This is a genomic window from Bacillus cereus group sp. Bce019 (genome assembly GCF_051781745.1).
In the GTDB taxonomy this organism is placed as follows: Bacteria; Bacillota; Bacilli; order Bacillales; family Bacillaceae_G; genus Bacillus_A; species Bacillus_A cereus.
In genome coordinates this window covers 100,124-113,607 of the sequence record NZ_JBPWJX010000017.1, presented here as the reverse complement: position 1 = coordinate 113,607, position 13,484 = coordinate 100,124, and the positions used below count along the sequence as shown (strand labels likewise).

Below are 13,484 nucleotides of genomic sequence, written 5' to 3'. Positions count from 1 at the left end.
ATAATTAGGAGGGTTTCTGTGAAAAGTTTCTCAACACCGATACGTTTCATGCTTATTTCTTCATTTTTTATGTCTTTTGGGTATTTTGCAGTGTACGCATTTTTAGCTATTTATCTATTAAACTTTCTCCATTTTTCAGCTGTTCAAGTAGGAACAGTGTTGACGGTTATGACAATTACATCACGAGTTATCCCTTTATTCTCAGGATTAATTGCTGATAAAATAGGCTATATCATTATGATGATAGTCGGATTATTTTTAAGAGGAATCGGATTTATCGCTTTAGGAATATGCTCTGATTTCTATACAATTTCTATTTCTTCTGCACTTATTGGCTTTGGAACTGCATTTTACGAACCTGCTGCCCGCGCCATTTTCGGCTCACAACCAGCCCATATAAGAAAAAATTTATTTACATATTTAAACCTTAGTTTTAATTGCGGTGCAATAATCGGACCAATTGCAGGAGGTGTCTTACTCTTACTCGATCCAATCTATGCTTTCTCTCTAACAGGATCCCTTATGCTATTATTTGCTTTCATCTTTTACTTACTTAAAAATCAATTCCAAGTCACTTCTGAAAATACATCTATTACATTAGGAATACAGGCTATTTTACAAAACAAACCTTTCCTTTTGTTTTCATTTATCATGATCTTCTTCTATATTATGTTTACTCAGCTTACTGTCGCACTTCCACTTCATATGAAAAACATTAGTAGTAGCAATCAGCTTGCTACATTAGTTATTACGATAAATGCAATAACAGGCGTCATATTCATGGTTTTATTTCGCAAACTATTTCACAAATACAACACACTTTCGATTATTAAATACGGTGTTTTATTAATGGGAACTTCCTTTTTACTCATCCCTTTATTTCAACAACCATATTGGCTATTTATTTGTGTAATTTTATTTACAATTGGTGAAACGCTCGTATTACCAAACGCTGATATCGCTATTGCGAATTACAGTAATGAATCATATACAGCTACTTATTTCGGATTTTATCAACTATCACTCGCATTTGGTTTTATCATCGGTAACTATACCGGGACATCGTTTACATCCAACTTAAACAGAATGTTTACACCATGGCTTATTTTCGGCGGAATAGGACTTATTGGTTTTATTTCTCTTCATATTTTAAATATTAAACAAGGGGACTCTAAAGAGGATATATACCTGTGTAATGAAACGAAACATCTGTAACACATTACAATTGAGAAGGTACTTTTAGACAAGCGACCTATAATAAAAAGATTCGACCATCATCTTTGACAGTCGAATCTTTTTATTTTTCATATTCAAGGTGATTATGTCTTTTACAACCAAATAAATAGCAAGCCCCTATATAATCAGTTTCAAACTCTAATCCTGGAACGTATCCAGATTTGATACGTTCTACCATTGTTTTATAACAATTATTCTCTTCTGTATATTCCTCAATTAACTCTTTCTTATCATTTTCTGTCCAGTTTTCTTCTACTTCTTCATTCTGAACATCTTCTATTTCTGCTGTTTTCGCTTCGATAGATTCCCGTATAACTTCATTTATACGGGAGAAATTATTCGTTTTATATAGAGCATACACAAATCTACCAATCCAATTAGGACTTTTCCAGCATTCTTTGTATCCCTTTTCGAACCATTCAATTGCTTCTTTATAGCAATTCAACTCAACATATAAATCTGCTACATTAATTTCCCCTAAAAAATTATCAGCTTCCCTGTTAAAAGTATCTAACTTCTCTTTTGCTTCTGTCGTTCGTTCTAAATCAATTAAACATTTTACATAGCTATACATGATATAGTCCGAATCCCCTGCAACTCGTAAAAAAAATTCCGAAGCTTTTTCCAGCTCTCCAAGTTTATAATGAGCTACAGCTACATTATGATATGCTTCATCCGATGGTTGAATCGAAATAGATTTTTGTAATACTTCCTCCGCTTCTTCCCACTTTTTTTGTTTTATATAAATTTCCCCTAAGATGTTATAGGGAAAGTATGAAGAAGGATTCAACTTAACAACTTCTCTTATTAATTCAAGAGCTTTCTCATCATTCTCTTCCTCATAAAAGTACATCCAAGCCAGATTATTGAGAGATTGTACATCTCTAGATTTATGTACTGCTTGTTGAAATAGTTCCATTGCTTCCTCATATTTATTTTGTTCAAACATTTCAATTGCCTTCTCATTAATGTTCAAATAACTACCTCCGAAGTGAATGAATTCATCTATTCCCTATCATTATTGTAAAATGTAAAAATTATAATTTCTATAAAAAAATTTCTTTCTCTCGTCTACATTTCGATTGAAATAGAAGCTAAAACACAAGAATTTACAACAATCAGTAAATTCTTCAATCTCCCTTAAATTGGATATACACCCTGTTTTAATTTACATATTATGGTACAATTAAGGGGGGTACTAACTAAACATTTACGCTCCACACTAGTAATCTAGCAATACCAAAATCAAAAATCACATAGAATGGAGGGGATGTTATGAAAAAGAAATTACTTGTTCTTCTATTCACTGGAATCATATTATCAGGATGTTCAACTATAGCAGAGAATTCTTTAGAAAGCGGGAAAGGCAGTATGGAATTATTAACACCAACGATCACAGCAAAAGATAATGAATTAGAAATTAAAACTAAAGGCATTGATGAAAATAAAGTAACTTTTATTTATGTTGCTAATAAAAAAGTGTTAGAACAAAAGCTAAAGAATGGTGAATCCTACAAGCTTAACATTAAAGATATCGAACACGCTCATCGGACAGACTACAAACCAAAAGTTCAACTTTTGCAAACGAAAGATGATAATGATGATGGAGAAATAGTAACCTTCAAACAAGTTAGATATACAGTTAAAAACTAATTTTAAAGTTGTTTCATTATAAATGTAACGAACGAAAATATACTTTTAACAGTAGATAAATGTAAGGGGTGCTAACATGAAAAAACGATGGATTTCTTGGTGGATTGGTAACCTATTTTGGATTATCGTTTTTGGAATATGGGCCGCTATTATTTGGTTACGAGAGGTTGATGGTGCTGGTGTTATTCAAACACCTGAAATTAAATCCATATCACTTATCGTTATATTAATCGCGTTTATCATACCGGTATTTTTTCAAGTTATATGGCTAATCATTAATTTGAGGATGAGTAGAAAAAATAATTATACGATTTAGTTTTTCAATTAACAATAAAAAAGAGAGGAATCTACATCAAAATAGATTCCTCCCTTTTACATTTGGACTTATACTGCACTTTTAATGCAGCACTACTCCTCTTTTTTACGATGCATGTTCATCTTTCTTCTTCATTAACGCTCTTTTCTTCATCGCCTTCGTTAAATATCCACCCTTAAACGAGCGAATTTCATACGAAGACATAAACGCTTTCGGTGCAATTTCATTAATGATTTCTAAAAGCTCTTTCTCTCTAGAACGCTTTGCGACGATATCTAAGCGATAACGTATAGAATTAATACCTTCGCCTTCAAATACTGTAACGCCAAATCCAGAGTGACGTAACTCATCTACTAATTCATTACAACGGTCTAGTAAACTAACTTGATACGTAATATAACCAATTGCTAATTTATTCTCTATATAACCGCCTAATAACAGTCCCGCACTAAAGCCAATGACATAGGCAACGATGTTCATCCAATTTGATAAATCTTGAAACACAATACCTAAACTGACAATGTAAATAGCTCCTTCTAACAATCCAACACCAGCAGCGGATCTTGTTTGATTCTTTACAAGCAAAATCGTACGGATTGTTAAAATTGGAACGTAAATAATTTGAAGCACAAAAATAAGTAGCGCTTGTAACATTGGTATCCACCTCTTTCAAAAAGTCTTTTGTCATAATAACATACATAACCTTTAGAAATCGATGGGTTTTTAATTTTTTTTTTATTATTTTTCATACTATTGAAAAACGCAAAAAAGAAGCGTATTATATTTGTCGTTAATTTGATTACTTGTATCATATCGCTAAACTAAAAAAGGAACCTGATTAGGTCCCTTTCATCATAGCTCTATATTTTTCGAAGCATGTTCTCTTTGCTTCTCTTCTTCTTTCACTAACTGCATATTTGTATAAGCTAAATTTGCAATCATTAAAAAGTGACCACCTAAAATACCTGTACCGAATGCCCACATTTCCATTTCATGCTCAATTTCATACATGATGATAGCTCCTAAAATAGCAGCTGCAAATCGGTTTAAAACTCCTAATCCAGGAGCCTTTTTCTTCATTACGATACTTTTTCCGAGCTTCTCCACTCTGCGAGCTAATAACCAAAGACAATAGGCGCTTACTGCTAATCCAATACCGAACCCTGTCACTTGTTTTCCAAACGGAGTAATCGTCCACATAAGTAGTAAACCACTAAAGATCACATACAATTGTAATCGATATACACGTAAGGCTTCTTGAATCAAAATATCCGCTCCTAAGTTCTCATTTTTTGTACTTTAGAAGAAAAGCAGCAACTTACACAGTTGCTGCTTTCTCTTCTTCTTGTTCTTGTTCTTGTTCCATCTTACGAATTTCAACACGTTTAATTTGGTAAGCGTCTTTTTCTAACACTTTAAATTCATAACCTTCCGCCTCAACGTGTTGTCCTTCTTCGATTTCATGATTTTGCATCATAATCCATCCACCGATTGTATCCACATCATCTTCTTCGATGTGTAATCCAAATAAATCTTTCACTTCTGAGATAAGCACTTTTCCATCAACAATAATATGTTGCTCGTTCACATGTTGAATTGGTGGTGCTTCATCTTCATCATATTCGTCACGAATTTCGCCGACGATTTCCTCCAAGATATCTTCAAGCGTTACAATTCCAGCTGTTCCTCCGTACTCATCATATAAAACAGCCATCGGAATTCGCTTCTTCTGCATTTGAAGTAATAAATCGTGAATTGGAGTCGTTTCCATCACTTCAATAATCGGACGCATATACGAGCGAATAGATGATAAATCTTTTTGATCCTCGGTCATATATCGAATAAAGAAATCTTTTACGTTGACCATACCGATAATATCATCTTTATCTTCTCCAAAAATCGGATAACGTGTGTATCGCTCATTTTGGATTACTTTCATGTGTTCTTCTACTGAATCTTCCAGGTAGAAACCAACGATTTCTGTTCGCGGTACCATAATCTCTTTTGCAATACGATTATCAAATTCAAAAATATTATTTACATACTTGTATTCAGCTTGATTAATTTCGCCACTTTCATAGCTATCTGAAAGGATAAGACGTAATTCTTCTTCTGTATGAGCTACTTCATGTTCAGAAGCCGGTTTTAAACCGAATAAACCAGTTATCACACGAGCTGAACCGTTCAATACCCAAATAAACGGGTACATCACTTTATAGAACATCATTAGTGGAGCTGCAAATAATAATGTTACTTTTTCAGCCTTTTGAATTGCCATCGTTTTCGGAGCCAATTCCCCAACTACAACGTGTAAATACGTCATTAACATAAAAGCAAGACCAAATGTTAATACTGATGAAATAGAAGGATTTAAGTTCCATTTCTCAAATAACGGGTGTAATAACTTTTCAATTGTCGGTTCACCTAACCAACCTAATCCCATAGCTGTAACTGTAATACCTAATTGACAAGCAGATAAATATTCATCTAAATTTGTTGTTACCTTTTTCGCTGCTAAAGCACCGCGTTTTCCTTCCGCAACAAGCTGATCAATACGACTTGAACGTACTTTTACAATCGCAAACTCTGCTGCTACGAAAAATCCAGTAAATGCGATTAAAATCGCAACCATGACTAAATTAAATATTTCCAATGAATCCCCTTAGTTAAAAAACTAAGGTGTCCACCTCCTGTATACTATAATGTTTTCTTATTTGTTTGTTAGAAAACATAGCCCGATACAAAAATTAAAGAGGTCGGATTTCACTTATTCTATAATAATAGAGCAAGTGTCTGTATTAAAGCTGTCGTTTGACCTGATAAAGATTTCGATATTTTTTCACGTTGTGAATCAGTCAATTCATCTAAAAGCGGTTTTAACTCAGTAAGCTCCACTTCTAATCGATGAATATGGTCTGTCACTTCATTCACTTGTTTCGAAACGTGTTCATTGATACCGAGCAGCTTCTTCTTCTCCTCGATTTTCTCTTTAATCTCACAAAGCGGCATATGCATTTCTTTGCACTTCTCAATAAATTGTAATGTCTCAAATGCTGTTTCGTCGTAATAGCGATAATTAGATTGAGATCGCTCCGCTTTTAAGATACCTAGATTCGTATAATAATCAATCGTTCGTTTCGACACGTGAGCCATGAGAGCCAACTGTCCGATTCGATACACCTTCCCAACGATCTTCCCCCCTTGTTTATATTACTTACATCATACAATACATAAACTGTACAGTCAAACGTGACGGTTTATTATTGACGATTTATACCAAATTCCAAGCTCCACCCTACTATTATCCAATACGAGTCACTCATACAATAAAATTACTAAACTATTACCTAATCACTACATTGTCTGTACCTTTTAACCTTTCTTATTTAAAAGCATATCCTACTAATAATGATTGCTTGTATAGGAGGGAATTAACATGAAAAAGACAATCATTTCTCATTTTTATAATGAAGAATACCTACTTCCATGGTGGCTTATGCATCACACGAAAATATTCGATCACGGCATTTTAATTAATAGAGGGTCTACAGATCGTTCCGTAGAGATTTGTAAACTATTAGCACCCCACTGGGAAGTACGAAATTCCAGATTTCTTGAGTTTGATCCAACTAATACTGATATTGAAGTGATGGAAATTGAAAGAGAAGTTTCAGGTTGGAAAATCGTTTTAAATACTACTGAATTCTTTTGTTGTAATAATACTGAAGATTTTTTTTCATCTCTTCATACACTAGGCCAAAACATGTATGCGATTAGAATGATTTTAATGATAGATAATCACAATTATAATTATTCAAAGCCTAGATATTCTATCCCCTTAGTCGAACAGCGATACCACGGTGTCTTCCCTTACAACCCACAACTCGGATGTGCTTGGAGATTTATTCACAATCATCTAGATGGTGCATATTTACCTGGTAGACATCATTCGCGGCACGGATATATAATTTATGACTATCCTTCATTTATTTTAAAATTTTATTTTAGCCCTTGGAATGAACAGTCAAAGGCAAGAAAATTACAAATTACACCTACCCTTTCAAAAAGGGGTGTTCAAATGGGGCTTCAAACACATTACGGTCAATCTCCTGAAGTACTAGAAATACGTTTTTTAGAGCTTAGTAACCTAACACAAGACCTCCGTAATAACCCTGAATACCAAGAATTATTCCCAAAATTCAAACCGTAATATTTTCTACATTGTCATCGCCTCAAACAATTTCATTCGCTTAATCAAAAACAATCTCATTTGCATAAAACATGAATACTGTATAAATAATAAATTTTTATTTTAGGAGGAAAAAATGAAAGCTGTTATTCTTGCTGGTGGGTACGGTACAAGAATTGGGGAAGAAACACATTTAAAACCGAAACCTATGATTGAAATTGGAACAAAACCCATTCTATGGCACATTATGAGTTTGTATAGTCACTATGGGATTACTGAGTTTATTATTTGCTTAGGCTATAAAGGATATGCAATTAAAGAGTTCTTTCTAAATTACAACTTACACATGTCTGATTTCACAATACAGTTAAATGATAATACAATTACTAGCCATTCTCATCGTGTAGAACCGTGGAAAGTTACACTAATCGATACTGGTGTAAATACCGAAACGGGTGGCCGAGTGAAAAAGATTCAAAATTATGTCGGAGACGAACCTTTCTGTCTCACTTATGGTGATGGATTAAGTAATGTAAATATAAAAGAACTTATTACATTCCATAAAAAACATGGAAAAATGGCTACTGTTACTGCCGTACAACCTCCTGGTAGATTTGGTTCTCTCATATTAGATAAACAGTCTGTAACATCTTTTCAAGAAAAGCCATTAGGTGATGGCGGATGGGTTAACGGGGGATTTTTCGTTTTAAACCCTGAAGTTTTCAATTACATTAGTGGAGATAAGTCTGTTTTTGAAACAGACACTTTAGTTCAGTTAGTAAACAAAAACGAATTGGCCGCATATCAACATTCTGGTTTTTGGCATCCAATGGATACATTGCGTGATAAAAATAAATTAGTCGAGCTATGGGAAAGTAATAACGCTCCATGGAAGGTTTGGTAATATGGCTTCATCATCTTTTTGGAATAAGAAAAAAGTATTTATTACGGGACATACTGGATTTAAAGGCTCCTGGCTCACCCTTTTCTTAAGTTCTTTAGGGGCAGAAATAGTGGGCTTTTCTTCGCATCCCCCATCCATTCCTAATCTTTTTGAACAATGTAACGTAGCGAAAGAGTGTATGACAATTCATGGCGATATTACTGATTACGACTCTTTATTCCACGCCCTAAAACAACATAATCCCGACATAATATTTCATTTAGCAGCTCAGCCAATCGTAACCGCTTCATACAAAAATCCTATCGATACATTCAAAACGAATGTTTTAGGTACTGTCCACGTGCTAGAAGCAGCAAAGTCCGTCGAAAGCGTACGTGCCATTATTAATGTGACAAGCGATAAATGTTATGAGAATGATGGTAGTGGCGACCGAGCGTTCGTGGAAAAAGACCGGCTAGGAGGTTTCGATCCTTATAGCGCTAGTAAAGCTTGCGCTGAATTAGTCGCAACATCTTATCACAAATCTTTTTTTCACACGAATACTACTTCGCTTGCTTCTGTAAGAGCAGGTAACGTTATTGGTGGTGGTGATTGGGCAGAAGATCGATTATTCCCTGATATCATTCGGGCATATTTGCACAATCATACTTTGTGTATTCGAAACAAATATGCCGTCCGTCCGTGGCAACATGTTTTAGATCCTCTACATGGCTATATCCTTTTAGCTGAGAAACTTTGGAACGATGCTAAATATGCAGAAGCATGGAATTTCGGACCGATTAATGAACCTAACAAAACCGTAAATGATGTCATTCAATCCGTAACGAAATTATGGAATAAACGACTCACCATCCATTCTCCCTCTACGAAAACTCCTTATGAATCACCAATTTTAACACTCAACAGTACAAAAGCAGTAAACAAACTCGGCTGGACCCCTAAGTTATCAACAGATGATTCTATTGCTTGGACTGTTGATTGGTACAAAAAATATGCATCCGGTGAAAATATAGAATCTTTCACGCGACAACAAATCGATGCATTCAAAAATTTATAAGGGGGCTATAAAATGGAACAGAAAAAATGCCGTTTTTGTCACTCATTACTCACAAATACTTTTTTAGATTTAGGTGTTTCCCCTCTCGCTAATTCATTTGTAACTCCAGAAAACTTATATAAAATGGAACCATTTTATCCGCTGCACACATTTGTTTGTCACTCTTGTTTACTCGTGCAGCTAGATGAATTTGAATCTCCGCACAATATTTTTCATGACTACTTATACTTCAGCTCTTACTCCTCAAGCTGGCTGCTACATGCTAAAAAATATGTAGAAATAGCGATTAAGCGTTTCAACTTAACGAAACATTCAAAAGTGATTGAAATTGCAAGTAACGATGGGTACTTATTACAATACTTTCAAAAAGAAAATATCGAGGCATTGGGAATTGAACCCGCGAAAAACGTAGCAGAAATCGCTATCGATAAAGGAATTCCTACTCATGTGAATTTTTTCAGTAATGACTTAGCAAAAAAATTACCACAAGCAGATTTAATCATCGCTAATAACGTATTAGCACACGTTCCGAACTTACATGATTTTGTAGCAGGTTTAAAAACGTTATTAAAACAAGATGGCACGATAACAATTGAATTCCCGCACCTATTAAACCTCATATCTTTTAAGCAGTTCGATACTATTTATCATGAACACTTCTCCTACTTCTCACTTATAAGCCTTCAAAAAGTTTTAACTCATCATCATTTACAAATTGTTGATGTGGAAGAACTTTCAACGCATGGTGGTTCCTTACGGATTTTTGTAAACCATCTAAGTGCCCAATCAACTATCCATTCCAATGTTACAAAATTAATTCAAAAAGAAGTTGACCACGGGTTAGATACATTAGATTGCTATCTCCTTTTCTCTAAACAAGTGGAACAATTGAAATTAAATATTTTAAAGTTTTTTATTGAAGCGAAAGCTTTAAACAAACAAATTATCGGTTACGGTGCTCCAGCTAAAGGAAACACCCTTTTGAATTATTGCGGGATAGGTAAAGAATTTCTAGCTTATACAGTAGATAAAAATCCTCACAAACAAAATCTCCTTTTACCAGGAACTCGTATTCCAGTAAAATCTCCAGCAGAAATTAAACGTACAAAACCGGATTACATTTTCATACTTCCTTGGAATTTGAAAGACGAAATTATGAAAGAATGCTCTTTCATTCGTGAATGGGGCGGTAAATTTTTAGTGACGGTTCCAGAAGTTGAGGTGATCGAGCCATGAAGAAAGTTGTTGTAACAGGTGGTAGTGGCTGGATAGGTAAATATGTTGTACATTCACTTATACAAAAGGGATATGAAGTGCACGCCACGTATAATAAAAATAAACCCTCTCACCTCCCTTGCCATTGGCATAAAGTAAACTTGCTTCGCGATGACGAAGTAAAACAATTCATTTCGGATGTTCAGCCTAGCCATCTCATTCACCTTGCTTGGGAAGCAGTGCCACCAGCATGCTATGTATCTATTAATAATTACTATTGGCTAAAGTCTAGTATTTCATTGATTCAACACTTCACAACATGCGGTGGAAAGCGTGTTGTCGTTGCAGGTACTGGCGCAGAGTACGAATGGTTTAACGGCGTATTATTTGAAGATTCACCGCTCCTTTCCTATAAAACCCCGTATTCTTTATGTAAAAATGCACTGCACTCCTGGCTAGAAACGTATGCACAACAAACAGGCCTCAGCATGTGTTGGGGCCGCATTTTTCATATGTATGGACCTCACGAACAAGGTAATCGGCTCGTTTCTAACATTATCACTTCCTTATTAAAAAACGAGGAGGCACTATGTACACATGGAAAACAATCGAGAGATTTCCTCCATGTGAGTGACGTCGCTGACGCTCTCGTAACAGTATTAGAACATGGCGTTACAGGCACCATCAATATCGCTTCAGGTCAATCTGTACAAATTAAAGAACTAACTTCTATCATCGCTAAAAAAATAGGAAAAGAACATTTAATTAAACTAGACGCGATTCCTTTCTCTAAAGATGAACCTTTATTTGTCGGGGTTAGTGTAGAACGTTTAAAAACTGAAGTAAACTGGAAACCAACATACGATCTAAATACAGGAATTGAAGAAACAATTTTATGGTGGAAATCATTTATACAAAAACATAACGATATGCATCATTAAAACGTAAATCCTTCGTTCCTCTCGCTAATTCCTTATACCATTCTTCTAATCTTTCCGACGTAACAATATGTTGCGTCCCCATTCCCCCATGCTTACTAGCTTCAGAAAGAGTCGGACCAATTTGTAACTTTCTCTTTCTCATCGCATCGTTCCACGGACTAAACCCAAACCATAGTATACAGGCAAGAGGTGGATAAATCATCGATTCATGCGCAGATAAATGTCTTCCAACCGTATAACTTCCATGCTCATGATTATGAATAAATCTACCTCTTCTCCATAACGGCCAATCTTCTGGTAAATAACCATGAAATCGCTGTTTCATTAAAGGTATTCCAAAGTTAAGGTCCGGATAGTTGTAGTTAGGATCATCAACCATAATAAGCCCTTCCAGCCAATACATCCTCCCCCCCAATTCATTTAGCGATTTCCAAAACTGATTTTTATCTTGCACGCAAAGAAACTCAGTCGTATTTAAAATCATTTTCCATCCTTGTACTTCTTGTTCTATCCTCATCACTTCATGATCTGTCGCATATGCATCAAACTCTGGATTTACAGAATCTCGCACCTCCCAATGCGGTGCGAATTTTTTACAAATCTCAACCGAACGATCCGTAGAACCTTTATTAATTAAAATGCCATGATCAAACAGTTTCGTATGATGTATAAGCCACCACGGCAATAAATACTCTTCGTTATAAAAATGAGAAATAACAGTTGTAGTTATAACAATCTCCTCCTCTTTCTCTATTAATCTACTTTTTCATCCTACTCTTAATATACTTATCTGCTATGTCATTGGTTTCTTTTATTTTAAAAATATGTTTTTCTACCATATACTACGCTTTCTTAGACAGCCACTATTTCCTAAAGAAACATCCCAATAAACTGAAAATTAAGTTATAATATCATTATAAAATATGAAGGAGGAATGCACCTATGTACTACAACACTTCATTCGAAAACGATCAACCTGTAGGCCGTCTATAAACTAAGACGGGCTTATAACACGTGCACCATGCCTCGTCTTAGGGAACTCATATTACCCTAAAAATAGACGGAGGTACTTTACATGAAACAAACAATTTTAGGAGCTATATATTTATCACTAGCAGCAAGTATATGGGGCGGTATGTATGTTGTTAGCAAATACGTACTCGATTTTATCCCACCACTAACACTCGTTTGGCTACGCTTTATTATCGCTTTTGTTGTTTTGTATGGCATTTTAAAACTAGCTGAGAAAAAGCAAAAGAAAAAAGTAACCATCCGCAAAAAAGATTGGCTCCTCTTCGCTTGGATTGGATTTATCGGCTATTTCATTTCGATCACATGCCAATTTATCGGAACAAAATTATCCGACGCCCATACAGGCTCTTTAGTCACATCAGCTACACCTGCATGTATGGTTATATTTGCAGCGCTCATTTTGAAAGAAAAACTAACCGCTCGTAGACTTTTATCTACTATAATAGCGACAATCGGTGTCATAATCGTAATCGGATGGGATATTGAAGTTGGCTCCTATTTTATCGGTACAATCATATTAGTTGGAGCCGCTATTACGTGGGCTTTACTATCTATTTATGTAAAAATTGCTTCAGCCAAATTTTCATCTTTAGTGATTACAACGTACGCCATCTTCTTTTCACTCTTTTTTATTACACCTTTTATGATATGGGAATTTCAATCAAACCCTATTGAACATATGAATATGTACGTACTATTAGGCATACTTTATTTAGGAATCGTCTCAACAGCAGGTGCCTTTTTCCTTTGGAATAAAGGATTAGAATTACTGGATGCAAGCATAGGTTCCTTATTTTTCTTCTTCCAACCTATCGTTGGATCGTTACTTGGTTGGCTCTTATTAAATGAAACATTAAATAGTAACTTTTTTATTGGTGGTATTCTTATTATATGTAGCGTTTTAATTACTACTTTTGAAAAGAAATAAAAAGCAGGCAGAG

The 13,484-nt window shown here is 34.9% G+C and carries 15 protein-coding genes; 9 read left to right on the top strand and 6 right to left on the bottom strand.

The window, feature by feature from the left end; translation table 11 throughout:
- Positions 1–18 precede the first annotated feature (18 nt).
- On the top strand, positions 19–1,215 hold the full coding sequence (locus ACS2QP_RS20710; RefSeq protein WP_017673877.1) for an MDR family MFS transporter: 1,197 nt from the start codon (positions 19–21) through the stop codon (positions 1,213–1,215).
- Between the two features lie 82 nt (positions 1,216–1,297).
- Here the strand turns inward: ACS2QP_RS20710 and ACS2QP_RS20705 are convergent, their stop codons facing one another.
- Positions 1,298–2,212: a tetratricopeptide repeat protein gene (locus tag ACS2QP_RS20705; RefSeq protein WP_098584006.1), complete on the bottom strand. Its 915-nt coding sequence runs from the start codon at positions 2,210–2,212 to the stop codon at positions 1,298–1,300.
- 299 nt (positions 2,213–2,511) lie between these two features.
- Here ACS2QP_RS20705 and ACS2QP_RS20700 point away from each other — a divergent pair, with 299 nt between their 5' ends.
- Positions 2,512–2,889 carry a hypothetical protein gene (locus tag ACS2QP_RS20700; protein ID WP_000728047.1) on the top strand — a complete coding sequence of 126 codons (378 nt, stop codon included), beginning with the start codon at positions 2,512–2,514 and terminating at the stop codon, positions 2,887–2,889.
- A 76-nt stretch (positions 2,890–2,965) separates the two neighbouring features.
- On the top strand, positions 2,966–3,205 hold the full coding sequence (locus ACS2QP_RS20695) for a DUF3923 family protein (RefSeq protein ID WP_000747695.1): 240 nt from the start codon (positions 2,966–2,968) through the stop codon (positions 3,203–3,205).
- 105 nt (positions 3,206–3,310) lie between these two features.
- Here ACS2QP_RS20695 and ACS2QP_RS20690 read toward each other — a convergent pair whose 3' ends face one another.
- From ACS2QP_RS20690 to ACS2QP_RS20675, 4 genes are all read right to left on the bottom strand, one after another.
- Complete coding sequence (locus ACS2QP_RS20690; protein WP_000938438.1) at positions 3,311–3,859, bottom strand: DUF2179 domain-containing protein; 549 nt, start codon at positions 3,857–3,859, stop codon at positions 3,311–3,313.
- A 198-nt stretch (positions 3,860–4,057) separates the two neighbouring features.
- The gene (locus ACS2QP_RS20685; RefSeq protein WP_438882791.1) at positions 4,058–4,471 is read right to left on the bottom strand and encodes an ATP synthase subunit I; all 414 of its coding nucleotides are present in this window, start codon (positions 4,469–4,471) and stop codon (positions 4,058–4,060) included.
- Between the two features lie 52 nt (positions 4,472–4,523).
- The gene (locus ACS2QP_RS20680; protein WP_410988154.1) at positions 4,524–5,858 is read right to left on the bottom strand and encodes a hemolysin family protein; all 1,335 of its coding nucleotides are present in this window, start codon (positions 5,856–5,858) and stop codon (positions 4,524–4,526) included.
- A gap of 119 nt (positions 5,859–5,977) precedes the next feature.
- Entirely contained in the window at positions 5,978–6,385 is a 408-nt protein-coding gene (locus ACS2QP_RS20675) for a MerR family transcriptional regulator (protein WP_000285639.1), read from the bottom strand.
- A 256-nt stretch (positions 6,386–6,641) separates the two neighbouring features.
- On the opposite strand from ACS2QP_RS20675, the gene ACS2QP_RS20670 reads away from it, so the two are divergent.
- From ACS2QP_RS20670 to ACS2QP_RS20650, 5 genes are all read left to right on the top strand, one after another.
- Positions 6,642–7,415: a glycosyltransferase family 2 protein gene (locus ACS2QP_RS20670; protein ID WP_000750969.1), complete on the top strand. Its 774-nt coding sequence runs from the start codon at positions 6,642–6,644 to the stop codon at positions 7,413–7,415.
- Between the two features lie 115 nt (positions 7,416–7,530).
- Positions 7,531–8,298, top strand: coding sequence for a glucose-1-phosphate cytidylyltransferase (gene rfbF, locus ACS2QP_RS20665; RefSeq protein ID WP_000648807.1), 768 nt, complete (start codon positions 7,531–7,533; stop codon positions 8,296–8,298).
- Position 8,299: 1 nt separating this feature from the next.
- Positions 8,300–9,355 carry a CDP-glucose 4,6-dehydratase gene (gene rfbG, locus ACS2QP_RS20660; protein ID WP_078421343.1) on the top strand — a complete coding sequence of 352 codons (1,056 nt, stop codon included), beginning with the start codon at positions 8,300–8,302 and terminating at the stop codon, positions 9,353–9,355.
- Between the two features lie 12 nt (positions 9,356–9,367).
- Positions 9,368–10,591 carry a class I SAM-dependent methyltransferase gene (locus ACS2QP_RS20655; protein ID WP_061457497.1) on the top strand — a complete coding sequence of 408 codons (1,224 nt, stop codon included), beginning with the start codon at positions 9,368–9,370 and terminating at the stop codon, positions 10,589–10,591.
- Entirely contained in the window at positions 10,588–11,511 is a 924-nt protein-coding gene (locus ACS2QP_RS20650) for an NAD-dependent epimerase/dehydratase family protein (protein WP_017673876.1), read from the top strand. The genes ACS2QP_RS20655 and ACS2QP_RS20650 overlap by 4 nt, the downstream gene beginning before the upstream one ends.
- Here the strand turns inward: ACS2QP_RS20650 and ACS2QP_RS20645 are convergent.
- Positions 11,480–12,265 carry a glycosyltransferase family 2 protein gene (locus ACS2QP_RS20645; RefSeq protein WP_078421344.1) on the bottom strand — a complete coding sequence of 262 codons (786 nt, stop codon included), beginning with the start codon at positions 12,263–12,265 and terminating at the stop codon, positions 11,480–11,482. The genes ACS2QP_RS20650 and ACS2QP_RS20645 overlap by 32 nt on opposite strands.
- Before the next feature lie 321 nt (positions 12,266–12,586).
- On the opposite strand from ACS2QP_RS20645, the gene ACS2QP_RS20640 reads away from it, so the two are divergent.
- Positions 12,587–13,471 carry a DMT family transporter gene (locus ACS2QP_RS20640; RefSeq protein WP_410988152.1) on the top strand — a complete coding sequence of 295 codons (885 nt, stop codon included), beginning with the start codon at positions 12,587–12,589 and terminating at the stop codon, positions 13,469–13,471.
- Positions 13,472–13,484 lie beyond the last annotated feature (13 nt).

What these genes read in the sequence shown, in the direction of transcription:
- ACS2QP_RS20700 (WP_000728047.1), top strand. Translation starts at nt 2,512, where the DNA reads ATGAAAAAGAAATTACTTGTTCTTCTATTCACTGGAATCATATTATCA.
- ACS2QP_RS20695 (WP_000747695.1), top strand. Translation starts at nt 2,966, where the DNA reads ATGAAAAAACGATGGATTTCTTGGTGGATTGGTAACCTATTTTGGATT.
- ACS2QP_RS20690 (WP_000938438.1), bottom strand. Translation starts at nt 3,859, where the DNA reads ATGTTACAAGCGCTACTTATTTTTGTGCTTCAAATTATTTACGTTCCA.
- ACS2QP_RS20670 (WP_000750969.1), top strand. Translation starts at nt 6,642, where the DNA reads ATGAAAAAGACAATCATTTCTCATTTTTATAATGAAGAATACCTACTT.
- rfbF (WP_000648807.1), top strand. Translation starts at nt 7,531, where the DNA reads ATGAAAGCTGTTATTCTTGCTGGTGGGTACGGTACAAGAATTGGGGAA.
- rfbG (WP_078421343.1), top strand. Translation starts at nt 8,300, where the DNA reads ATGGCTTCATCATCTTTTTGGAATAAGAAAAAAGTATTTATTACGGGA.
- ACS2QP_RS20655 (WP_061457497.1), top strand. Translation starts at nt 9,368, where the DNA reads ATGGAACAGAAAAAATGCCGTTTTTGTCACTCATTACTCACAAATACT.
- ACS2QP_RS20650 (WP_017673876.1), top strand. Translation starts at nt 10,588, where the DNA reads ATGAAGAAAGTTGTTGTAACAGGTGGTAGTGGCTGGATAGGTAAATAT.
- ACS2QP_RS20640 (WP_410988152.1), top strand. Translation starts at nt 12,587, where the DNA reads ATGAAACAAACAATTTTAGGAGCTATATATTTATCACTAGCAGCAAGT.